General features: G+C 71.9%; 19 protein-coding genes. 6 read left to right on the forward strand and 13 right to left on the reverse strand.

Translation table 11 applies throughout. The features are described 5' to 3' along the window. Positions 1-4 precede the first annotated feature (4 nt). Both FVE25_RS15350 and FVE25_RS15355 read right to left on the reverse strand, forming a co-directional pair. Positions 5-1,192: an RtcB family protein gene (locus FVE25_RS15350; protein ID WP_157247510.1), complete on the reverse strand. Its 1,188-nt coding sequence runs from the start codon at positions 1,190-1,192 to the stop codon at positions 5-7. 76 nt (positions 1,193-1,268) lie between these two features. Further along, positions 1,269-1,889 carry an alpha-ketoglutarate-dependent dioxygenase AlkB gene (locus FVE25_RS15355; RefSeq protein WP_157247512.1) on the reverse strand — a complete coding sequence of 207 codons (621 nt, stop codon included), beginning with the start codon at positions 1,887-1,889 and terminating at the stop codon, positions 1,269-1,271. A 113-nt stretch (positions 1,890-2,002) separates the two neighbouring features. On the opposite strand from FVE25_RS15355, the gene FVE25_RS15360 reads away from it, so the two are divergent. Beyond that, positions 2,003-2,797 carry an isocitrate lyase/PEP mutase family protein gene (locus tag FVE25_RS15360; protein WP_157247514.1) on the forward strand — a complete coding sequence of 265 codons (795 nt, stop codon included), beginning with the start codon at positions 2,003-2,005 and terminating at the stop codon, positions 2,795-2,797. A 12-nt stretch (positions 2,798-2,809) separates the two neighbouring features. On the opposite strand, the gene FVE25_RS15365 is transcribed toward FVE25_RS15360, so the two are convergent. Continuing rightward, complete coding sequence (locus FVE25_RS15365) at positions 2,810-3,424, reverse strand: trimeric intracellular cation channel family protein (RefSeq protein ID WP_157247516.1); 615 nt, start codon at positions 3,422-3,424, stop codon at positions 2,810-2,812. 11 nt (positions 3,425-3,435) lie between these two features. Continuing rightward, a complete protein-coding gene (locus FVE25_RS15370) occupies positions 3,436-4,923 on the reverse strand; it encodes a peptide MFS transporter (protein ID WP_157247518.1) in 1,488 nt (495 codons plus the stop codon). A 149-nt stretch (positions 4,924-5,072) separates the two neighbouring features. On the opposite strand from FVE25_RS15370, the gene FVE25_RS15375 reads away from it, so the two are divergent. From FVE25_RS15375 to FVE25_RS15385, 3 genes are all read left to right on the forward strand, one after another. Next, positions 5,073-6,917 (forward strand): AMP-dependent synthetase/ligase, encoded by a 1,845-nt coding sequence (locus tag FVE25_RS15375; RefSeq protein ID WP_157247520.1) that lies wholly within the window; start codon positions 5,073-5,075, stop codon positions 6,915-6,917. Positions 6,918-6,985: 68 nt separating this feature from the next. Next, entirely contained in the window at positions 6,986-7,867 is an 882-nt protein-coding gene (locus tag FVE25_RS15380) for a hypothetical protein (RefSeq protein ID WP_157247522.1), read from the forward strand. Between the two features lie 142 nt (positions 7,868-8,009). After that, positions 8,010-8,519, forward strand: a complete 510-nt coding sequence (locus FVE25_RS15385; RefSeq protein WP_157247524.1) for a hypothetical protein — start codon at positions 8,010-8,012, stop codon at positions 8,517-8,519. Positions 8,520-8,581: 62 nt separating this feature from the next. Here FVE25_RS15385 and yczR read toward each other — a convergent pair whose 3' ends face one another. Beyond that, positions 8,582-10,009 carry a MocR-like transcription factor YczR gene (gene yczR, locus FVE25_RS15390; protein WP_181019595.1) on the reverse strand — a complete coding sequence of 476 codons (1,428 nt, stop codon included), beginning with the start codon at positions 10,007-10,009 and terminating at the stop codon, positions 8,582-8,584. A 72-nt stretch (positions 10,010-10,081) separates the two neighbouring features. Between yczR and yczE the strand changes: the two genes are divergently transcribed. Both yczE and FVE25_RS15400 read left to right on the forward strand, forming a co-directional pair. Then, positions 10,082-10,675, forward strand: a complete 594-nt coding sequence (yczE, locus tag FVE25_RS15395) for a membrane protein YczE (protein WP_246267043.1) — start codon at positions 10,082-10,084, stop codon at positions 10,673-10,675. 81 nt (positions 10,676-10,756) lie between these two features. Further along, complete coding sequence (locus FVE25_RS15400) at positions 10,757-12,511, forward strand: glycoside hydrolase family 15 protein (protein WP_181019596.1); 1,755 nt, start codon at positions 10,757-10,759, stop codon at positions 12,509-12,511. Positions 12,512-12,548: 37 nt separating this feature from the next. Here the strand turns inward: FVE25_RS15400 and FVE25_RS15405 are convergent, their stop codons facing one another. The 8 genes from FVE25_RS15405 to FVE25_RS15435 form a co-directional block, all read right to left on the reverse strand. Then, positions 12,549-13,658 carry an LLM class flavin-dependent oxidoreductase gene (locus tag FVE25_RS15405; RefSeq protein ID WP_157247527.1) on the reverse strand — a complete coding sequence of 370 codons (1,110 nt, stop codon included), beginning with the start codon at positions 13,656-13,658 and terminating at the stop codon, positions 12,549-12,551. Next, on the reverse strand, positions 13,648-14,778 hold the full coding sequence (locus tag FVE25_RS15410) for an LLM class flavin-dependent oxidoreductase (protein ID WP_157247529.1): 1,131 nt from the start codon (positions 14,776-14,778) through the stop codon (positions 13,648-13,650). The genes FVE25_RS15405 and FVE25_RS15410 overlap by 11 nt, the downstream gene beginning before the upstream one ends. Then, positions 14,775-14,897, reverse strand: a complete 123-nt coding sequence (locus tag FVE25_RS56265; protein WP_281367851.1) for a hypothetical protein — start codon at positions 14,895-14,897, stop codon at positions 14,775-14,777. Before FVE25_RS56265 ends, FVE25_RS15410 begins: the two co-directional genes overlap by 4 nt. Then, positions 14,894-15,844: a glutathione S-transferase C-terminal domain-containing protein gene (locus FVE25_RS15415; protein WP_157247531.1), complete on the reverse strand. Its 951-nt coding sequence runs from the start codon at positions 15,842-15,844 to the stop codon at positions 14,894-14,896. The genes FVE25_RS56265 and FVE25_RS15415 overlap by 4 nt, the downstream gene beginning before the upstream one ends. Before the next feature lie 53 nt (positions 15,845-15,897). Further along, the gene (locus FVE25_RS15420) at positions 15,898-17,199 is read right to left on the reverse strand and encodes a lanthionine synthetase LanC family protein (RefSeq protein ID WP_157247533.1); all 1,302 of its coding nucleotides are present in this window, start codon (positions 17,197-17,199) and stop codon (positions 15,898-15,900) included. Between the two features lie 81 nt (positions 17,200-17,280). Then, on the reverse strand, positions 17,281-18,138 hold the full coding sequence (locus FVE25_RS15425) for a hypothetical protein (RefSeq protein WP_157247535.1): 858 nt from the start codon (positions 18,136-18,138) through the stop codon (positions 17,281-17,283). A gap of 42 nt (positions 18,139-18,180) precedes the next feature. Then, a complete protein-coding gene (locus FVE25_RS15430) occupies positions 18,181-19,068 on the reverse strand; it encodes a S66 peptidase family protein (protein ID WP_157247537.1) in 888 nt (295 codons plus the stop codon). Then, positions 19,055-19,780 (reverse strand): SIR2 family NAD-dependent protein deacylase, encoded by a 726-nt coding sequence (locus FVE25_RS15435; RefSeq protein WP_157247539.1) that lies wholly within the window; start codon positions 19,778-19,780, stop codon positions 19,055-19,057. Before FVE25_RS15435 ends, FVE25_RS15430 begins: the two co-directional genes overlap by 14 nt. Positions 19,781-19,821: the final 41 nt, after the last annotated feature.

The raw sequence follows: 19,821 nt of genomic DNA on the forward strand, positions 1-19,821 counted from the left end.
GGCGTCACCCCTTGACGCAGATGAGCTGCCGCAGGTGCGCGACCACCTGCACCAGGTCGGTCTGGGCGGCCATGACCGACTCCAGGTCCTTGTAGGCGCCCGGGATCTCGTCCACGATGCCGGAGTCCTTGCGGCACTCCACGCCGAACGTCTGCTCCTCCAGGTCCTTGACGGTGAAGGTCTTCTTCGCCTTGTTCCGGCTCATCTTCCGCCCCGCGCCGTGCGAGGCCGAGTTGAACGCCGCCGCGTTCCCGAGGCCCTTGACGATGTAGGTGCCGGTGGCCATCGAGCCCGGGATGATCCCCAGGTCGCCGCTGCCGGCCCGGATCGCGCCCTTGCGCGTCACGAGCACGTCCACGCCGTCGTAACGCTCCTCCGCCACGTAGTTGTGGTGGCAGGAGATCGGCTCGTCGAAGCCGATGTTCGGCAGGTGGCGGCGGAGCACGTCGCAGACCAGGCCCATCATCACCGACCGGTTGCGGCGCGCGTAGTCCTGCGCCCAGAACAGGTCCCGGCGGTAGGCGTCCATCTCAGGCGTGCTGCCCAGGAAGACGGCCAGGTCGCGGTCCACGAGGCCCTGGTTGTGCGAGAGCCGGCGGGCCACGCCGATGTGGTGCTCGGCCAGTTCCTTGCCGATGTTGCGCGAACCGGAGTGCAGCACGACCCAGACGTTCTGCTCGTCGTCCGCGCAGACCTCCAGGAAGTGGTTGCCGCCGCCGAGCGTGCCCATCTGCACCTCGGCCCGCTCACGCCGGGCGTGCACGGCAGGGGCCAGCTCGTCGAAGCCCTTCCAGAACGCCTCCCAGCCCGCCGTCTTGAACCCGTGGATCTTGCCCGGGTCCACGGGCCGCCGGTGGTGGCCGAAACCGACCGGCACCGCCTGCTCCAGCTTCCCGCGCAGGTACGCGAGGTTGTCCGGGAGCTGCGAGCTCTTGTAGGTGGTCTTGATCGCGGTCATCCCGCAGCCGATGTCCACCCCGACGGCGGCCGGGGAGACGGCGTCCTTCATCGCGATGACCGAGCCCACGGTCGCGCCCTTGCCGTGGTGCACGTCCGGCATGACGGCGACACCGTGGACCCACGGCAGGTTCGCCACGTTGCGCAGCTGCTGCATCGCCTGCGGCTCGACCGTCTCCGGGTCCGTCCACATCCTGAGCGGATGCCGGGTACCGGTCACCTCGTTGTACGTCATCTGTATGTCGCCTCCTTCCGGTCACATCCCGAACGTGATCAATGACGCCAGAGTCAGGCTGCCCCCGGCAACTCATTTAACCCTTCGCGCCCTGGAAGCGGCTGGAGAAGTTCACGCTGATCCGGGCGCCGGCCGGGACGCTCTGCTTGGGCACGCTGTGCCGCCAGTCGCGCTGGCACCGGCCGCCCATGACGATCAGGTCCCCCGAGGCGGGCGTGAGGACGACGCTGCGCCCGCCTTCGCGCGGCTTGAGCAGGAACCGCCTGGCCGCCCCCAGGCTCAGCACCGGCACCGTGCACAGCTCGCGCCGGCACGTGGCCCAGTCGCCGTGCCAGCCCGTGCTGTCGCGGTGATCCCGATAGTAGTTGATCCACAGCCCGTCGTACGGCACGCCGTAGTGCCGTGACAGCTCGGCGGCGGCCGTCCGCAGGAGATCGTCCGGCGCGTCGCCCAGGTCGGGGTACTCGGCCGTCAGCCGGGGTTCCACCATCATGCGGTCGGCGATGCGGCGCAGCCGCTGCTCCCAGGCGGCGCCCGCGACGAGCGCCCGCAGGAGGCGGTCGCCGCCGGTCAGCCAGGCGGGCACGTGCTCCACCCAGGAGGTGGCGTCGAGCTCGACGCGGCGGGCGGTCGCGAAGGTGGTGTCGAAGCCCGGCTCCTGCCCGGCGAACAGGTCGAGCTGGTCAATCGTGCTCATCCCTCAGGTGTACGGCAACGGCCGCCCCGCCCTCCGGCCATATCCGGTCAGCGGTTGACGAGGTCCGAATACGGCCGGTGGCCGCCGGGAGCGCCTGCCTAGAGTGGAGCGCCATGACGCGAGCCGAGACCTTCGCCGCCCTTCACCGCTCCGGTGACCCGCTCCTCCTGCCGAACGCCTGGGACGCGGGCTCCGCGGTCGCCGTCGCCGACGCCGGCGCCAGGGCCGTCGCGACGACCAGCGCCGGCGTCGCCTGGGCCCTGGGCCGCCCCGACGGCGGCGAACTGCGCGCCGGCCAGGTGGCCGCGGTCGTCGAGCGCATCGCCGGGGCCGTCTCGGTACCGGTCTCGGCCGACATCGAGGCCGGGTACTCCTCGGTCGAGGAGACCGTGACCGCCGTCGTGCAGGCCGGGGCCGTGGGCGTCAACCTCGAGGACCGCGCGGACGGCGCGATGCTGGAGCCGTCCGCCCAGGCCGACCGCCTGGCCGCCGCGCGGGCCGCCGGTGACCGGCTGGGCGTGCCCGTCTGGATCAACGCCCGCACGGACGTGTACCTGGCGGGCGGCGGCAGCCTGGACGAGGTGAAGCGGCGCGCCGAGGCGTACGCGGCGGCCGGGGCGGACAGCATCTTCGTGCCCGGGCTCATCGACCTCGGGGCCCTGCGCGAGTTGTCGGCCGGGCCGCTTCCCGTGGCGGTGATGGCGTGGGCCGGGGCCCCCGCCGTGGCGGAGTTCGCGGCGGCCGGCGTGGTCCGGGTCAGCCTCGGGGCGGCCATCGCGCAGGCCGCCTACGGGCTGGCGGCCCGGGCCGCGAGGGAGATGCTGGCGCACGGGGTCTACGACACGACCGCGGACGGCCTGCCGTACGACCGGCTGAACGCCCTTCTCCGGTCGCCGGGCCTCGGCTGACACGGGTCTCCCTCAGTCCGAGGGGCGGACGCCGCGGGCCAGCGGAGCCCGCCAGCCGTACCTCATGGCGGCGATGCGCAGGGCGAAGGCGATGACGGCGGCGGCCAGGGTGGCGCTCCAGCCGTGCAGGTCCCAGACGTACAGGCCGGCCATCACCGCCGAGCCCACCATCGCGGGGACGGCGTACAGCTGCCGGTCGTACAGCAGGGTCGGGATCTCGCCGGCCAGCACGTCGCGCAGCATGCCGCCGCCCACCGCGGTGGTGACGCCCAGGAGCACGGCGTGCAGCGGCGTCAGCCCGTACTCCAGGGCCTTCTCCGTACCCACGGCGCTGAACAGCCCGAGCCCGGCGGCGTCCAGCACCAGGATGACCGGCATCACCCTGGCCACGTGCGGATGCCAGAAGGCGACGATGAGCGTGGCGGCGATGGGCACCAGGACGTAGCCGAGGCTCTGGAAGGCGGCGGGCCGCACGTTGAGGATGAGGTCGCGGACGACGCCGCCGCCGAGAGCGGTCATCTCGGCGAGGACGGCCATCCCGACCACGTCCAGTTGCTTGCGCACGCCCATGAGCGCGCCGGTGAGGGCGAAGACAAAGATTCCGGCCAGGTCGAGAATTTCGGACACGGTGGAAGTATTTACCGGATCGGCGGCATGGTCGGCGTGTGGTGTTCGGCCATCATCTCCCGGAGCCTGCGGACGAACATGAACAAGGCCAGGCCCGCGACGACCGCCATGGCGGCCAGCACGAGGTAGTAGGCCGTGTCGGACATCACGCTGCTCAGCCGCCCGGTCTGGCCGCCCACCGCGTCGCCGACGGAGACGGCGATGAACCAGACGCCCAGCATCTGGCCCTTGAAGGCGGCCGGGGCGAGTTTGGTGGTGACCGACAGGCCCACCGGGCTCAGGGACAGTTCGCCGAAGACCTGGATGAGGTAGACCAGCACCAGCCACCAGACGCTGACCTTGCCGCTTTCGGCGAGGCTGGCGGCCAGGGCCATGACGACGAAGCTCAGGCCGACCATGAGCAGGGCGAAGGCGAACTTCTGCGGGGTGCTGACCCGGTTGCCGAGTTTCAGCCACAGGGCGGCGAAGACCGGCACGAAGATCATGATGAAGAGCGGGTTGAACGACTGGGTGGTGGCCGCCTGGATCGGGATGCCGAACAGGGTGAGGTCGGTGTTGTTCTGGGCGAAGAAGAGCAGCTTGCTGGGCGCCAGGTCGTAGATCATCCAGAAGATCGCGGCGGCGATGAACAACCAGATGTATGCCTTCATCTTGGAGCGTTCGTCGGCGGTCAGCTCGTGGGGGCCGAGCAGGATGTAGGCGAAGTAGGCGACCGGCACGGCCAGGATGACGATCGTGACGATCAGGGTGAAGGTGTCGAGGCTGAAGGTCCCGCTCCAGATCCACACGGCCATGACGACCACGACGGCGAGCACCGCCAGTGCCGTCCACAGCAGGACCCTGCCGCGCTCGCCGGGGGTCAGCGGCTCGCCCGGCCGGTCGCCCTTGCCGCGCAGGTTCTTGCGGCCCAGGGTGTACTGCACCAGGCCGAGGGCCATGCCGACCGCGGCGGCGCCGAAGCCGAGGTGCCAGCGGTTGCCGGCGGCCAGCCAGCCCACGACGATCGGGGCGAAGAAGGCGCCGAGGTTGATGCCCAGGTAGAACAGCGAGAACCCGGAGTCGCGGCGGCCGTCGTCGCCCTCGGGGTACAGCTTGCCGACCATGACCGAGATGTTGGGCTTGAGCAGGCCGGTGCCGGTGATGATGAGCAGCAGGCCGAGCGCGATGAAGAACGGCCCCTGCACCGGGATGGCCATGCTGATGTGGCCCAGCATGATGACGAAGCCGCCCCAGAACACCGATCGGCGGGCGCCGAGGATGCGGTCGGCGACCCAGCCGCCGGGCAGCGCCACCAGGTAGATGAGCGCTCCGTAGACGCCGACGACCGCCTGCGCGGTCTCCTCGCTCATGCCGAGGCCGCCGACGGCGGGGGAGGCGGCCATGAAGGTGGCCAGAATGGCGCGCAGGCCGTACCAGCTGAACCGCTCCCACATCTCGGTGCCGAACAGCGTGGCCAGGCCCCAGGGATGGCCGAAGAACGTCTTGCCGCCGTCGCTCATGCGTCCCCCTATCGACACATAGTGCATGTGATCCAGTACTCTACGTGACGGATCCGACAGACCCGGCCAGCAGGGTCTTGCCGCTGCCCATGCGGTGTGGTGCGATGCATGCCACTCGTGCAAGTGAATACTGACTGGAGGCGGGTGCCATGGCCGAAGTCCTTGAGGTGCGGGCCGAGATCGAGTCCCAGATCGCCGGCCGTACGGTGTGCGAGCAACTGCGGCAGGTGGCCGCCGACCATCCCGGCTCCCCCGCCTACTCCGATCCCGACGGCACGGACGGCGGCTGGCGGACGCTCACCTACTCCGCGGCCCGCGAGAAGGTGCTGCAGATCGCGGCGGGCTTCGCCGCGCTCGGGCTGCAGCCGGGCGAGGCGGTGGCGTTGATGATGGTCAACCGCAGCGAGCACGTGCTCGCCGACCTCGGCGCGGTGCACGCGGGCGGCGTGGGCTGCACGATCTACTCGACGTTCGCCCCCGAGCAGATCGCCTTCGTGACCCAGGACGTCGGCGCCCGCTACGCCGTGCTGGGCGGCCCGGCCGACCTGGAGCGCTGGCAGCCGGTGCTCGACCGGCTCACGGGACTGCGCCGGATCATCATGCTGGAGGGCGCGCCCGCCGGCGACGAGCGGTTCCTGTCGTGGGAGGCGTTCCTGGAGCTGGGCGCGGCCGGGCTGGACGCGGACCGGGACGCGGTCGAGGCCCGCTGCCGGGCGGTCACCGCCGGCGACGTCGTCACCGTGCTCTACACCTCGGGCACCACCGGCGTCCCCAAGGGCGTGCCGCTGACCCACCACAACGTCTTCTACGAGGTCGCCTCCACCGACCGGCTCACCGCGCTGCCCGTCCACGGCACCCAGATCTCCTACCTGACCTACGCCCACATCGCCGAGCGCGTGCTCAGCCTCTACCTGCCGCTGCTCAAGGTCTCCCACGTGCACTTCTGCACCGACCTGGCCAACCTCGGCGCCACGCTCGGGCAGGTCAAGCCGATGATGTTCTTCGGCGTGCCGCGTGTGTGGGAGAAGATGATGGCCCGCCTGCAGGCCGTCCTGGCCACCCAGCCGGAGGCCCAGCAGCAGCAGGTACGGCAGGCGATGGCGGCCGGCGTCGCCTACGTCGAGGCGGCCCAGCACGGCGCCACGATGACCGAGGAGATCCGGGCCGCCTACGAGAAGGCCGACACCAGCCTGCTGTCGATCGTGCGCGCGATGATCGGCTTCGACCGGGCCGAGTGGACCGCGACCGGCGCCGCCCCGCTGCCGGACGAGGTGCAGCGCTTCTTCGCCGGCCTCGGCCTGAAGGTCATCGACGTGTACGGCATGACGGAGACGACCGGCGCCTTCACCGGCAACAGCCCGGCCGACTACAAGCTGGGCACCGTCGGCCGGGCCGAGCCCGGGGTGGAGATCCGCATCGCCGAGGACGGCGAGATCCTCACCCGCAGCCCGCTCAACACCCGGGGGTACCTCAACCGCGCCGAGGAGACGCGGGCCCTGCTCGACGAGGACGGCTGGCTGCACACCGGCGACATCGGCTCCATCGACGAGGACGGCTTCGTCCGGGTCGTGGACCGCAAGAAGGAGCTCATCATCACCGCCGGCGGCGAGAACATCTCCCCCGCCGCCATCGAGAACCATCTCAAGGAGCACCCGCTCATCGGGCAGGCCCTGGCCTACGGCGACAACCGCCCGCACCCGGTCGCCGTCCTCACGCTCGACGCCGAGGTGGCGCCCGGCTGGGCCCAGGCCCGCGGGATCGCCTTCTCCTCCCTGGCCGAACTGGCCGAGCACGGCGAGGTGCTGAAGGAGGTCGGCGTGGCGGTGGAGGCGGCCAACGCGAAGCTGGCCCGGGTGCAGCAGGTCAAGCGGTGGGCGTTGCTCGGCACCGAGTGGACGGCCGAGACCGAGGAGCTCACGCCCAGCCTGAAGCTGAAGCGCCGGATCATCCACGCCAAGTACGCCGACGTCATCGAGGGCCTCTACACCGGCTGACCGTTTTTGCCGTTGGAGGCGTGTGTCCTGCCCTTTGTCATGACCGGACGATATCTACCGTCTTGATCATGACCAGCAGAGTCCTTCTAGCCTCGCTCGCGGCGGGGGCGCTCACGGTCCCCTTGCCGTCGGCCACCGCCGCGACCGAGCTCGCCATCCGGGAGATCACCGTACGGCCGGCCGACCCGGTGGTGCGGCCCACAGGCTCGGTCCGCCTCGTCGTCGACGTGGTCGCCAAGGGGGTGAGCGGCGACGACGGGGTGACCATCAAGGTGGACCCGGGCACGCCGCCCGAACCTCCGCCGGTGAGCGTCCCGCCCACGCCGTCCCCCAGCGCGCCGGCGTCACCCACGCCCACACCGCAGCCGGCGACGCCGACGCCGCAGCCGCCCGCACCCACGCCCACGCCCACGCCCACGTCCTCCCCGCCGGTCGAGGCGACGCCCGCGCCCACACCCACGCCGTCCGCCCGCCCGCAGCGGGTCATGCGAGCCGGCGACGACTGGGAGACCTGGCGCTTCCTCCCGGAGAAGGGCCTCACCCGCTACTACCCCTCGGGCACGTGGACCGTCACGGCGACCGCCAAGGGCCCCGACGGCACGAGCATCACCCAGCACGCCACCTTCAAGCTGCGCAGGGAGACCAGGCTGACCTCGATCCAGGCGGCGAAGGTGCCCGGCACGAAGGCGGTCCGCCTGCGGGGCGTCCTGACGAGGGTGGACCCGGACGGCTTCACCGACTACTCCCCGTTCGGCAACCAGCGCATGGAGATCATGTACCGCAGGTCGCCGGCGTCCCCGTGGGAGGCGGTGGCCGTGGCCACCACCGCGGAGTCGGGCGCCTTCACCAAGACGGTGAAGGGCAGGGCCCGGGGCGAGTGGCGGGCGCACTTCCCGGGAAGCGCGCACTATGCCGCGAAACTCTCCGCAATCGAACAGATTGGAACCTGACGGAGATCCTCTTTGACCTCTGTAAACAGATCCGTTGCACAATCGTGATCATCCTTTAGACAACCTTTCCCCGGCTTTGCGCGTCATTGGCGTACGACGCGTTCCGTCCCGGACGCGTTCTGACGGGGAGAGGAAGTTCTAGATGATGCGACGTCTCGCGGCCGCGGCAGCTGCTGCCGCGCTCGGCACCGCCGTGCTGGCGACCGCTGCCGCACCGGCCATGGCCGAGCCTCCCGGCCTCGGCTTCGACACCAGCCCTTACGGCGACTACGGCGACGGCGGCAACACCCGCCTGTCGTTCGACGCCAACCCGGAGCCGGTCTGGAAGGGCCAGGAACTGTCTCTCGAAGGCAAGCTCTCGGTTCAGTGCGACGAGGACTACATCAACGGCTACGTCCAGGTGTTCAACGCCGATCACTGCCGGGAGGGCAGCTGGTACTGGCTGGGCGGCAAGAGGGTCACGATCCTCTTCCAGCCGAGCTACTCCGGCCGCTGGCACTACGTCGACACGGTCCGCACGGACGGTGGCGGCTACTTCTCCACCGAGGCCCGCGCCTGGACCTCGGGCACGTGGAAGGCGGTCTTCGAGGGCAGCAGGTACCTCGAGGGTTCCTCCGCGACCGACTGGGTGAAGGTCATCCGCCGTCACTAGTCGCAGCTTCACCTGGAAACGCCCGGCCCTCCTGTCCCGAGGGGCCGGGCGTTTTCGCTCGGTCACACCATGGGGATGAGCGTGTCGGCCGGACGAGGTCCCACGGGCCCCCGCTCGCGGGCCGTCGCCAGCCGCAGCACCGCCTCGGCCAGCACCGCCGGAGGCTGCGTGTAGGGCAGGCGCAGATAGGACTCCAGCGCCCCCTCCAGGCCGAACCAGGGGCCGGGCGCCAGCCGTACGCCATGGGTGGCCGCGGCTTCGGCGAACTGGGTCGCGCCTCCTTCGGCCAGCCGTACCCACAGGGTGCCGCCGCCGCGCGGGACGGTGAACTCCCAGCCGGGCAGGTGCCGGCGCAGGGCGGCGACGAGGCCGTCGCGTGAGGCGCGCAGGGTGCGGCAGCGCTCGGCCCGGGTCTCCTCCAGCCGGTCGAACAGCCGGGCGACCACGAGCTGCTCCAGCACGGGGCTGGCGATGTCGACGGTGGCGCGCTGGGCGGCCAGGCGCCGGGTGAGCGCCTCGGTGCTGCGGATCCAGCCGATGCGCAGCCCGCCCCACCACAGCTTGGAGGCCGAGCCGATGCTGATCACCCGGCTGTCGGTGTCGAAGGCGGCCATCGGGGCGGTGCGGGGCAGGTCCTCGAGGTCGAGCTCGGCCCACGTCTCGTCGATGAGGAGCGTGCTCCCGGTACGGCGGGCCGCCCCGGCCACGGCCGCCCGGGTGGCCTCGTCGACGAGCGCGCCGGTGGGGTTCTGGAAGTCGGGCATCAGGTAGGCGAGCCCGGCCCCGGACTGGCGCAGCGCTCCGGCGAGGAGGTCGGCCTGCCAGCCCTCGTGGGAGACGCCGGTGGCGGCGATGCGGGCGCCGCGCTGGCGGGCCACGTCGATGGCGTGCGGGTAGGTGGGCGACTCGACGAGCACGGTGTCGCCCACGCCGACGAGCAGGCTCATGACGAGCTGCATGGCGTGCTGGGAGCCGGTGGTGATGAGGATCTGCTCGGGCCGGGTGGCCACGCCGCGCCGGCCGTAGTGGGCGGCGACGCGTTCGCGCAGCGCGGCCAGTCCCATCGGGTCGTAGCCGTTGCCCATGCCGAAGCGGGCCGCGTCGTCGACCGCCTCGTGCATGGCCTGGTGCAGGTGGGAGGGGGCGGGAGGGGCGGCGCAGTGCAGTTGCAGGAGGCCGTCGTCGCCGTTGGACAGCCAGGGGTTGTCCACGCTGGTGGCCGGATCGGGCAGGGCGGTCCAGCTGCCGGAGCCCTGGCGGCTGTCGAGGTATCCCTGTTCGCGCAGCAGGTCGTAGGCGGAGGTCACGGTGGTGCGGCTGACCCGGAGTTCCTCGGCGAGGTGCCGCTCGGCGGGCATGCGCACCCGCACGGGGATCTGCCCGTCGAGGATGGCCCCGCGCACCGCTCCGGCCAGCGCCCGGTAGTAGGGCCGCGCCTGGCGGGGGACGTTGACGAGCTTGGCCACCTGCCCTGCACTCAGAAACCGCATAAGGCCACTTTTCACGATTGGCCCTTTTAGTGCAACCGAAACGCCTGGCACCCTGGCAGAACTATGAGCGAAATGTCCGTCCCTTCCCTGGGTTCCCTTCCGTCCCGTCTCCTGCGCCTGTACGGCGGCCTGGCCCTGTACGGGCTGGGCATCGGCCTCCAGGTGGAGTCCGCCGTGGGCAACAGCCCCTGGGACGTCTTCCACCAGGGCGTGGCCTTCAGGACGGGCCTGACCATCGGCATGGTCATCATCGCGGTCGGCGCGCTGGTGATGCTGCTGTGGATCCCGCTGAAGCAGAAGCCCGGACTCGGCACGATCAGCAACGTGATCTTCCTCGGCCTGTTCGCCGACGCCGCCATCTGGCTGCTGCCCACCCCGGACCACTGGGCCCTGAAGTGGACCTACCTGCTGACCGCCGTCGTGGCGATCGCCCTGGCCACCGCCCTGTACATCAGCGCCAAAATGGGCCCCGGCCCCCGCGACGGCATCATGACCGGCCTGATGCGCCTCGGCCTGTCGGTACGGCTGGGCCGCTTCCTCATCGAGATCACCGCCCTGGCGGTCGGCTGGCTCCTCGGCGGCACCCTCGGCCTGGGCACTCTCGTCTTCGCCCTGGCCATCGGGCCGCTCACCCAGGTGTTCTCCCGCTGGTTCCCCCTGACCTGATCCCGCCGGAGTCACCCGTCATGACGCGACATGATCGGTAACTCCGGCGGGATCATCCCGGGGGCGAGTAGGTTCGATGGCATGCGGATCGAGGACTACGCCCTGATCGGAGACATGCAGTCGGCCGCCCTGGTGGGCCTGGACGGCTCCATCGACTGGCTGTGCCTGCCGAGGTTCGACTCGCCGTCGTGCTTCGCGGCCCTGCTCGGCAGCGAGCGCAACGGCCACTGGTGGCTCGGCCCCACCGGACGCCCGCCCGCCACCCGGCGCCGCTACCGCCCCGACACCCTCATCCTGGAAAGCGAGTGGGACACCCCCACCGGCACCGTCCGCATCATCGACTTCATGCCGCCGCGCGACAAGAACCCCGATGTCGTCCGCATCGTCGAAGGCGTCACCGGCGAGGTCGAGATCTCCACCCAGGTGCGCGTGCGCTTCGACTACGGCCGCATCGTGCCCTGGGTGCGCCGCAGCGACGGCCACCTGCAGGCCATCGGCGGCCCCGACTCCATCTGGCTGCACTCCCCGGTCCCGCTGAAGGGCGGCGACTACGCCCACCGCGCCACCTTCACCGTGCGCGCGGGTGAGCGGGTGCCGTTCGTGTTCACCTGGCACCCCTCCCACGAGCCGATGCCGCGCCAGATCTCCGCCGAGCACCAGCTCGCCGAGACCGAGGCCATGTGGCTGGACTGGGTGGCCCGCTGCACCCACGAGGGCCCCTATCGCGAGGCCGTGGTCCGCTCGCTGATCACGCTCAAGGCCCTCACCTACGCCCCCACCGGCGGCATCGTGGCCGCCCCCACCACCTCCCTGCCCGAGGACCTCGGCGGCGTGCGCAACTGGGACTACCGCTTCTGCTGGCTGCGCGATGCCACCCTCACCCTGGACGCCCTGATCACCTCCGGCTACATCGACGAGGCCAGCGAGTGGCGGGCCTGGCTGCTGCGCGCCATCGCCGGCCGCCCCCAGGACCTGCAGATCATGTACGGCGTGGCCGGCGAGCGCCGCCTGCCCGAGCTGGAGCTCACCTGGCTGGACGGCTACGAGGCCTCACGCCCGGTCCGGATCGGCAACAGCGCCGTCAACCAGCTCCAGCTCGACGTCTACGGCGAGGTGATGAACTGCCTGTACGCCTCCAGGAAGATGGGCCTGGGCGCCGACGACCGGGCGTGGGCCATCCAGCGCGAGCTGCTCGACTACGTGGAGGAGCACTGGGACGAGCCGGACGAGGGCCTGTGGGAGGTGCGCGGCCCGCGCCGCCACTTCACCCACTCCAAGGTGATGTGCTGGGTGGCGCTGGACCGCGGCGTCCGCTATGTCGAGGAGTTCGGCCGCACCGGCCCCGTCGAGCGCTGGAAGGACCTGCGCGCGGTCGTCCACGCCGAGATCTGCGACAAGGGCTACGACCCGGTGCGCAACACCTTCACCCAGTCCTACGGCTCGTCCGAGCTGGACGCGGCGCTCCTGCTCATCCCCCTGGTCGGCTTCCTGCCGGCCGACGACCCGCGTGTCCTCGGCACGGTCGCCGCGATCGAGAAGGAGCTGCTGGCCGACGGGTTCGTGCTGCGCTACCCGGTGGCCGCGGACAACGACGTGGACGGCCTGATCGGCGGCGAGGGCGCGTTCCTGGCCTGCAGCTTCTGGCTGGTGGAGGTCATGGCCATGCAGGGGCGCAAACAGGAGGCCGAGGAGCTGTTCGGCCGCCTGCTGGGGCTGCGCAACGACCTCGGGCTGCTGGCCGAGGAGTACGATCCCCGCTACGCCCGCCTGGTCGGCAACTTCCCGCAGGCGTTCAGCCACGTGCCCCTGGTGCACGCGGCCCGCGCCCTGTCGTGAGCCCTTCCGGCGGCCGCGGCGGCGCGGCCGTACCGGGTCACGAGGCCGCCTTCGCGGGCGGCTCCTGCGCCGCGCGGGCGCGTTCCCGGTCGCGGCGGGCCACCTCCTCGCGCACCAGCGGGATCACCTCGCGCCCCACCTCGATCGCGTCCCCGAGAATGTCGTAGCCGCGCATCGAGATGATCGACACGCCCAGGTCCACGTAGTCCAGCAGCGCCTGGGCGACCTGCTCCGGGGTGCCGACCAGGGCGTTGGAGTTGCCGGCGCCGCCGGTCGCCTTGGCGGTGGCGGTCCACAGGGCCCGGTCGAAGCGCTCGCCCTGCTCGGCGATCTTCAGCAGGCGCTGGGAGCCGGCATTCTGCGGCCGGTCGCCGCCCGGCGGGACGGGCCTGCGGCGGGTGATGCGTTCCAGCGTGCGCTCCGCCTTCTCCCAGGCGAGCTTCTCGGTCGGGGCGATGATGGGGCGGAAGGCCACCTGGATGCGCGGCGGCGTGGCCCGCCCGGCCTCCTCGGCCGCCTTCTTCACGGTGGCGATCTGCTCGGCGGTGCCGGCCAGCGGCTCGCCCCACAGGCAGTAGACGTCGGCCTCGGCGGCGCCCACCCGGTAGGCCGCGGCGGAGGAGCCGCCGAAGGAGATCGGCACCGACTCCACGGGGAAGACCTCGCTGACGAAGTCCTCGAAGCGGTAGAAGCGGCCCTCGTGGCTGAAGCGCTCGCGGCTGGTCAGCGCCCGCTTCAGGATCCGGATGTACTCGTGGGTGCGGGCGTAACGCTCGTCCTTGGGGAAGTAGTCGCCCTCGCGCCGCTGCTCGGTGTCGTTGCCGCCGGTGATGATGTGCACGGTCAGCCGGCCGTCGGCGAACCGGTCGAGCGTGGCCAGTTGCCGCGCGGTGTGCGTGGGGAAGGTGACGCCGGGCCGGTGGGCCAGCAGCAGTTGCAGCCGCTCGGTGTGCGCGGCCACGTAGGCGGCGACCTGGTCGCCGTCCGGGCTGGCCGAGGAGTAGCCGAACAGCACCCGGTCCCAGCCGTTGTCCTCGTGGGCGCGGGCCAGGCGCAGCGTGTACTCCTTGTCCACCACCGGGCCGGTCAGCGGATCGGTCTCCGAACGGGCGTTGGTCCCGCCCATGCCGAGGAACTCAACGGGCATCGGTGCCGCCTTTCTGCCATGCGCGGGCCAGGAGCTCGAAGGAGCGCACGCGGTCGGCGTGCTCGTGGGTGATGGTGGTGACGAGGAGTTCGTCGGCGCCGGTGGCCTCGGCCAGGACGCGCAGCCGTTCGACGACGGTGGCGGGCGCGCCGGTGAACTGGGTCGCGACGCGATCGGCGACCAGCGCCCGCTCGGGCGTGCGCACCGCCGCCTCGGCGGGCGAGAGGAACGGCTGCGCGCCCCGCCCCGCGCGGATGTCCTCCACCCACAGCCCGTACGGCGAGGCCAGTTCCCCGGCCTCCTCGTCGGTGGGGGCGACCACGACGTCGGCCGAGACGATCACGTACGGCCGGCTCAGCACGGACGACGGCTTGAACGCCTCCCGGTAGGCGGCGACGGCCTCCAGGACGGTGGCGGGGCTGACGTGGTAGTTGGCGGCGAACGGCAGCCCGCGCTCCCCGGCCACCTGGGCGCTCTGGCCGCCGCTGCTGCCGAGGATCCAGACCTCGACCTGGGCGCCCTCGCCCGGGACGGCGTGGGCGGTGCGGCCGTCGCCGGCGGTGAAGGTGCCCTCCAGGAAGGCGAGGACGTCGTCCACCTGGCCGGCGAAGTCGGGCGTCCGCGCGCTGGGCTGCTGCAGCAGGGACGCCTGGAAGGCGAGCTGCGGGTGCCTGGCCAGCGCGGACCAGTCGAAGGGCGGCGGGATCGTCAGCCCGCCCACCTCCCGCCACTCCCCCGGCGGCGGAGTGGCGGGAGGTGGCGTGGTGGCGGCTTCGCTCCCGCGCCGGCCGGAGCGGCCGAGGCCGAGGTCGAGGCGGCCGGGGTGGAGGGCGTCGATGAGGCCGAACTGCTCCACCACCGCCAGCGGCGTCTGGTGACCGAGCTGCACGGCGCCGGAGCCGACCCGGATGCGCCGGGTGGCGGCGGCCACCAGCGCGATGAGGACGGCGGGGGCCGAGCCGGCCACGCCGGGGGCGAAGTGGTGCTCGGCCACCCAGTAGCGGCGGTAGCCGTACTCTTCGGCCTTCTGGGCGAGGTCGAGGGTGTTGCGCAGCGCGTCGGCGGCGCCGGCGCCGGAGGTGATGGGGGCCAGGTCGAGGACGGACAGCGGGAGCGTCATGCGCGGCCTCCGGGGAACGGCCTGCCGGGGATCTCCTTGTGCGGCACCGGCGCGATCTCGCTCTGGAAGGGTTCCAGGCTCTCGCGGTGGACGATCAACGTGCTCGCCGGATATTTCACCACTCGCCCCGGTGGTGCGGCTCGTCCCAGTCGGCGTCGGCGATGGGGACGTCGATGCGTTTGACGTCCGGATACTCCTCGGCCGGCCGAAGGCCGAAGGCCGTGAAGTCGGTGGTGTCGCGGAAGGCGGGCCGCTGGTAGAGGTCGCGGGCGTAGGCCCAGAGGTTCGGGAAGGCGGTCAGGGGGCGCTCGCTGATCCGGTAGGCCGGGTTGTAGCCCAGGTCGAAGCGGGCCAGCGTCACCCACAGCCGCACGTCGGCCTCGGTCGGCTGGTTGCCGACGAGGTAGCGCCGCTCGCCCAGGTGCGCGTCCAGGCGCTCGAAGGCGGCCACGACGCGCCGGCGCCGCTCGTCGTAGTCCTCCTGGGTGCGCGCCGTGCCCACGCGGCCTGCGCCGTGGTTGATCTCGCGCAGGATCTCGTCGTTGCGGGCGTCGATCTGGACGCGCAGCTCCGCCGGGTACAACCGCACCCCGGGATCGGCCCAGCGCTCGAACCGGGTGGCCAGGTCGATGGTGATGTCCGGGTAGTGGTTGCTGACGATCCGCCCGCTGACGCGGTCCCACAGCACCGGCACCGAGATGTGCCCGGCGTATCCGGGCTCGGTGGCGTCGTACGCCTGCTCCAGGAAGGCGAAGCCGTTCACCGGGTCGGCGCCGCGCCGCTCGCGGAAGGCCCAGCCGCGTCCGTCACGCTCGTCGTCGACGTACGACAGGCCGACCACGTCGTCGAGCCCGGCCAGCGTGCGCACGATGGCCGCGCGCTGCGCCCAGGGGCACAGGTGAGCGGCGTAAAGGTGGTAACGCCCCGGCTCCGCCGGATGGTGCTCACCGCCGATGCGCCCCTGGAAGGGGTAGAGGGGGCGGTTCCATTCCGGCGAGGTGTGCAGGCGGCCCGTTCCGTAGGCGCCATAGGCTGCCGGGTCGGCGGGCGGGGCGAAGACGGTCATCAGGGCTCCTCTCCTATTACCTATATAAACGGTAGGAAAAGGAGCTTTATATGTCAATGCATGAATACCGGCGCCGGGATGGCGGGGAACGGGTTGTCCGGCAGCAGGATCACCCTGCGCGTCTCCCCCTCCCGCTCGGCCGCGTCGAGATGCAGCAACGCCGCCCCGATCCCGGCCGCGCCGACCATGTACCCGGTGTCCGCGCTCACCTCGCCCGGCCGCAGCCGCCGGTACGCCTGGTACCACCGGTGCCCCCGCCCGTCGTGCCCCGTCGCCCGGCCCACGAGGTGCTCGGCCAGCGTGCGGGCGAACTCCAGGTACGGCTCGCGCCCGGTCGCCGCCCAGAGCCCCACGAACAGCTCCACCAGCCCCGCCGTCCCGCAGCACTGGCAGGCGGTGTTCCAGTACCCGTTGGTCTGCCGGTACGGCACGCCGCTGGCGATGATCCCGGCGGCCAGGCGCTCGGCCCAGTCGAGGTCGCCCGGATCGCCGGCGACGCGGTAGAGCTCGTAGAACATCCTGGCCACCCCGGCCGAGCCGGAGCAGTAGCCGAGATAGTGCAGCCCGCGCCCGTGCGGCACGTGGTGGGGAACGAAGGCGGAGCGGCCGTTCAGCACCGCGATCGAGCGCACGAAGCCCGCGCCGCGCCGGGCGGCCTCCAGGAACCGGTCCTCGCCGGTGACCCCGTGGAGCCGGGCGAGAAGGAACGCGGTGCCGGCCGTACCGCCGAGAAAGCCGGGCGTGACGGCGTCGGCCGGGATGCCGGGGCAGTCGCCGAACTGATGCCCGGGCACGGCGGCGCCGGCGATGCGCTCGCCGGCCTCCAGGGCGATCTGCTCGTAGGCGGGCACGCCGAGCATGGTCGCGGCGCGCAGCAGGCCGAGCACGATGCCTCCGTCGCCGCGCTGGGCCGGCTCACTGGACCAGCCCGGCCCGCCGGGCAGGGAGCGCGCGGCGGCCACGATGCGGTCGGCGGCGGCGCGGGCCTCCTCCTCCAGGCGTTCCTCGCCGAGCACCCATCCGGCCTCGGTCAGGGCGAAGACGATGCCGCTCAGGCCGTGGTAGAGCGTGAGGTCGCGCTGCTCGCGCCAGGTGGCGGCCAGGTACCGCGCGCCGCATCGGGCCTCTTCCAGGTACGCCTCGTGGCCGGTGGCGGCGGCCAGTTCGAGGAAGAACACCACGATGCCGGCGGCGCCCGCGTAGAGTGAGGCCGGCTCAGCCGCGACGGCCGCGCGGCCGCGGCGGTCGGGGTTGGCCTGCCAGCGCCGCCCGCGCTCGTCGTCGTGGGCGGCGGTCCGGATCCAGCGTCCGGCCAGGATGGCCGCGTTCAGCGAGGTGGTCCGCTCGTGGCTCACCCTCCGACTATCCCACACATCTGGTAGGAAATTAAGGTATTAAGGCCGTACCGTCCCGCGCGACGAGGGCGGGAAGCGGGCTCAGACCGCCAGGCGGGCGAGCACCCGGGCGAACTCGGCGGGCGGCGTGACCACGAGGCGGGTCTGGCCCGAGCGCAGCACGATGTCGGCCCGGATGTGCGTCAGCCGGTCCTCGTGCCACCAGTACACCTGGTCGCTCAGGCCGTCGGTGCGGGCCGCGTACAGGCGCAGGCGCTCGATCGCGCGCACGACGCCGAGACCGTCCACCGGGTGCAGCAGGAGCGTGTAGGGGTCGGGCAGCACCACCAGCACGCCGTCCGCGGGCACGGGCACGTACGCCGGCAGCCAGCGCAGGTGGGTGGGCGCGGTGGGCGTCGGCCCGGTCAGGCGGGTGACGGGCGTGCCGGACAGCTCGATCGTCTCGACCGTCAGCCGCTCGTCCGCGCGCACGTTGCCGGTGGCCAGCTCCAGCGCCTTGCCCGACGGCAGCGGCCAGCAGCCGGCCTCCTCCGGGCGGATCAGCCGGGGGCCCACGGTCAGCAGCTCGACCAGGTCCCCGTTGAGGTGGCGGCCGACCACGCGGGTCAGGTCGGCGATCGCGTCCACGGCCTCGACGCGGGTGCGCAGCAGAGGCCGCACCTGCTCCAGGTCGCAGAAGTCGATCAGCTCGCCGGAGACCGCGTTGGCCAGGTGCTCGGAGACCAGGGTCGGCCAGTCCTCGCGGGCGCGCCGCCCGGCCTCGCGGCGCAGGCCGGTCAGGCGGACCAGGATGCGGCGCTCGGCGACGAGGGTCAGCGAGGCGCCGTCGGCGGCGAAGTCGCAGTCGTATCCGAGGGAGTCGGCCACGAGAGCGAGAAGGGAGTCGAGGTCGACGTCCTCGGGGCGGCGGGGGGACGAGTCACGCCTGAAGAATTTCACGCGGTCTGCCCCCTCATGCCGGTTTCGTCCCTACCGTTTCTCCTACCTTGCCGCGTCGACATTGCTGAACCGACCAGCCAGCGAGCACGATTCGGTATCGATAGCACCAAGCGCACCAAGCCAGATGCTCAGCGTACGGCCCCCGTGCCCGACGGGAAGCCCGGCCAGCACGGGAACGCCGAGCGGGAGCAGACGATCACGCAGCACCGGATAGACGTCCCCGCACTCCTCCCAGGTGCCGAGCGCAAAGCCGCGCACTCCGTCGAAGGCCCCTGCCAGCAGCAGTTGCGTGAGCATGCGATCGACCCGGTAAGGCTCCTCTCCCACATCCTCCAAAAACACGATATTTCCGGTAAAGCGGGGCGACCAGCGGGTTCCGCACAGCGAGGCCAGCAACGACAGGTTCCCGCCCGCCACGACCCCGCTCACCGGCCCGGCCCCCGGAGAAAGTATCCCGGAGCCGGTCACCGACCAGGCCCGCCCCTCCAGCGCCCCGGTGAGCGACTCCCAGGTGGCCCGCTCCTCCTCGAAGGGCACGCAGCCCGGCATGGGCCCGTGCAGCGTCGGCGCCCCCAGCTCCAGGTGGAAGGCGTGGTGCAGCGCCGTCACGTCGCTGAAGCCCACCAGCGTCTTGGGCCCGGCCGCCCGCATCGCCGCCCAGTCCAGCAGGCCCAGGACCCTGGCCGCGCCGTACCCTCCCCGGGCGCAGAACACCGTCGACACGGCCGGATCGCACCAGGCGCCTTGCAGGTCGGCGGCGCGCGCCCGGTCGGAGCCGGCCAGGTAGCCCAGTTCCTGCCGGTCCAGCGCGTACGGGCCCACCACGACCTTCACGCCGAGCCGTTCGAGGGCCACGACTCCCCGCTGGAGCAGGATCGGATCGGGCGGGCCTGAGGGCGAGACGACGGCGACGGTGTCACCGGGCCGCATCGATCAGCTCCTTCACCAGCGCCGGCAGCGCCTGCCCGATCGGCTCGCGGACCACCTCGCCGGCGTAGTCGTCGTAGGGGGTGGGCTGGGCGTTCATGATGATCAGGCGGGCTCCGGCGTCGACCGCCTCGCCGCACAGTCCGGCGGCCGGCTGCACGGTCAGCGAGGTGCCGACGGCCAGGAAGAGGTCGCAGGAGCGGGCCGCCTGCAGCGCGGCGTGCAGCACGAGCGGCCTGAGCGACTGGCCGAAGGAGATCGTGTCGGCCTTCTGGATGCCGCCGCAGTCCGGGCAGGGCGGGTCGTCCTCCCCCGCCGCGACCCGGTCCAGCACCTCGCGCATCGGCGTGCGCAGGCCGCAGGACATGCAGACGACGTGGAAGAGCGTGCCGTGCAGCTCGATGACCTTGTCCGGCGAGCTGCCCGCCCGCTGGTGCAGCTCGTCGATGTTCTGGGTGACCAGGGCGCGCAGCAGCCCGGCACGTTCCAGCTCGACCAGGGCGTCGTGCCCGGCGTTCGGCTGGGCGGCCCAGGCGGCGTGGTCGCGCCGGCCGATCCACGAGCGCCGCCGGACTCCGGCGTCGGCCATGTAGGTGTCGATGGTGTACAGCTCCTGCGCCGCGGGGTCCTTCGTCCAGACGCCCTGGGGGCCGCGGAAGTCGGGGATTCCGGAATCCGTGGAGATTCCCGCCCCGGTCAACACAGTCACCGACATTGGCTCGCTCACCTGGCAAACGGTGCCACACTTGACTCCCG

It is taken from the genome of Nonomuraea typhae, from assembly GCF_009760925.1.
GTDB classification, from domain to species: domain Bacteria; phylum Actinomycetota; class Actinomycetes; order Streptosporangiales; family Streptosporangiaceae; genus Nonomuraea; species Nonomuraea typhae.

Coding starts and splice junctions, on each gene's coding strand:
- FVE25_RS15385 (WP_157247524.1), top strand. CDS start 8,010: ATGATGCGACGTCTCGCGGCCGCGGCAGCTGCTGCCGCGCTCGGCACC.
- FVE25_RS15355 (WP_157247512.1), bottom strand. CDS start 1,889: ATGAGCACGATTGACCAGCTCGACCTGTTCGCCGGGCAGGAGCCGGGC.
- FVE25_RS15410 (WP_157247529.1), bottom strand. CDS start 14,778: ATGACGCTCCCGCTGTCCGTCCTCGACCTGGCCCCCATCACCTCCGGC.
- yczR (WP_181019595.1), bottom strand. CDS start 10,009: ATGCGGTTTCTGAGTGCAGGGCAGGTGGCCAAGCTCGTCAACGTCCCC.
- FVE25_RS15375 (WP_157247520.1), top strand. CDS start 5,073: ATGGCCGAAGTCCTTGAGGTGCGGGCCGAGATCGAGTCCCAGATCGCC.
- FVE25_RS15430 (WP_157247537.1), bottom strand. CDS start 19,068: ATGCGGCCCGGTGACACCGTCGCCGTCGTCTCGCCCTCAGGCCCGCCC.
- FVE25_RS15405 (WP_157247527.1), bottom strand. CDS start 13,658: ATGCCCGTTGAGTTCCTCGGCATGGGCGGGACCAACGCCCGTTCGGAG.
- FVE25_RS15370 (WP_157247518.1), bottom strand. CDS start 4,923: ATGAGCGACGGCGGCAAGACGTTCTTCGGCCATCCCTGGGGCCTGGCC.
- yczE (WP_246267043.1), top strand. CDS start 10,082: ATGTCCGTCCCTTCCCTGGGTTCCCTTCCGTCCCGTCTCCTGCGCCTG.
- FVE25_RS15435 (WP_157247539.1), bottom strand. CDS start 19,780: ATGTCGGTGACTGTGTTGACCGGGGCGGGAATCTCCACGGATTCCGGA.
- FVE25_RS15400 (WP_181019596.1), top strand. CDS start 10,757: ATGCGGATCGAGGACTACGCCCTGATCGGAGACATGCAGTCGGCCGCC.
- FVE25_RS15415 (WP_157247531.1), bottom strand. CDS start 15,844: ATGACCGTCTTCGCCCCGCCCGCCGACCCGGCAGCCTATGGCGCCTAC.
- FVE25_RS15380 (WP_157247522.1), top strand. CDS start 6,986: ATGACCAGCAGAGTCCTTCTAGCCTCGCTCGCGGCGGGGGCGCTCACG.
- FVE25_RS15360 (WP_157247514.1), top strand. CDS start 2,003: ATGACGCGAGCCGAGACCTTCGCCGCCCTTCACCGCTCCGGTGACCCG.
- FVE25_RS15350 (WP_157247510.1), bottom strand. CDS start 1,192: ATGACGTACAACGAGGTGACCGGTACCCGGCATCCGCTCAGGATGTGG.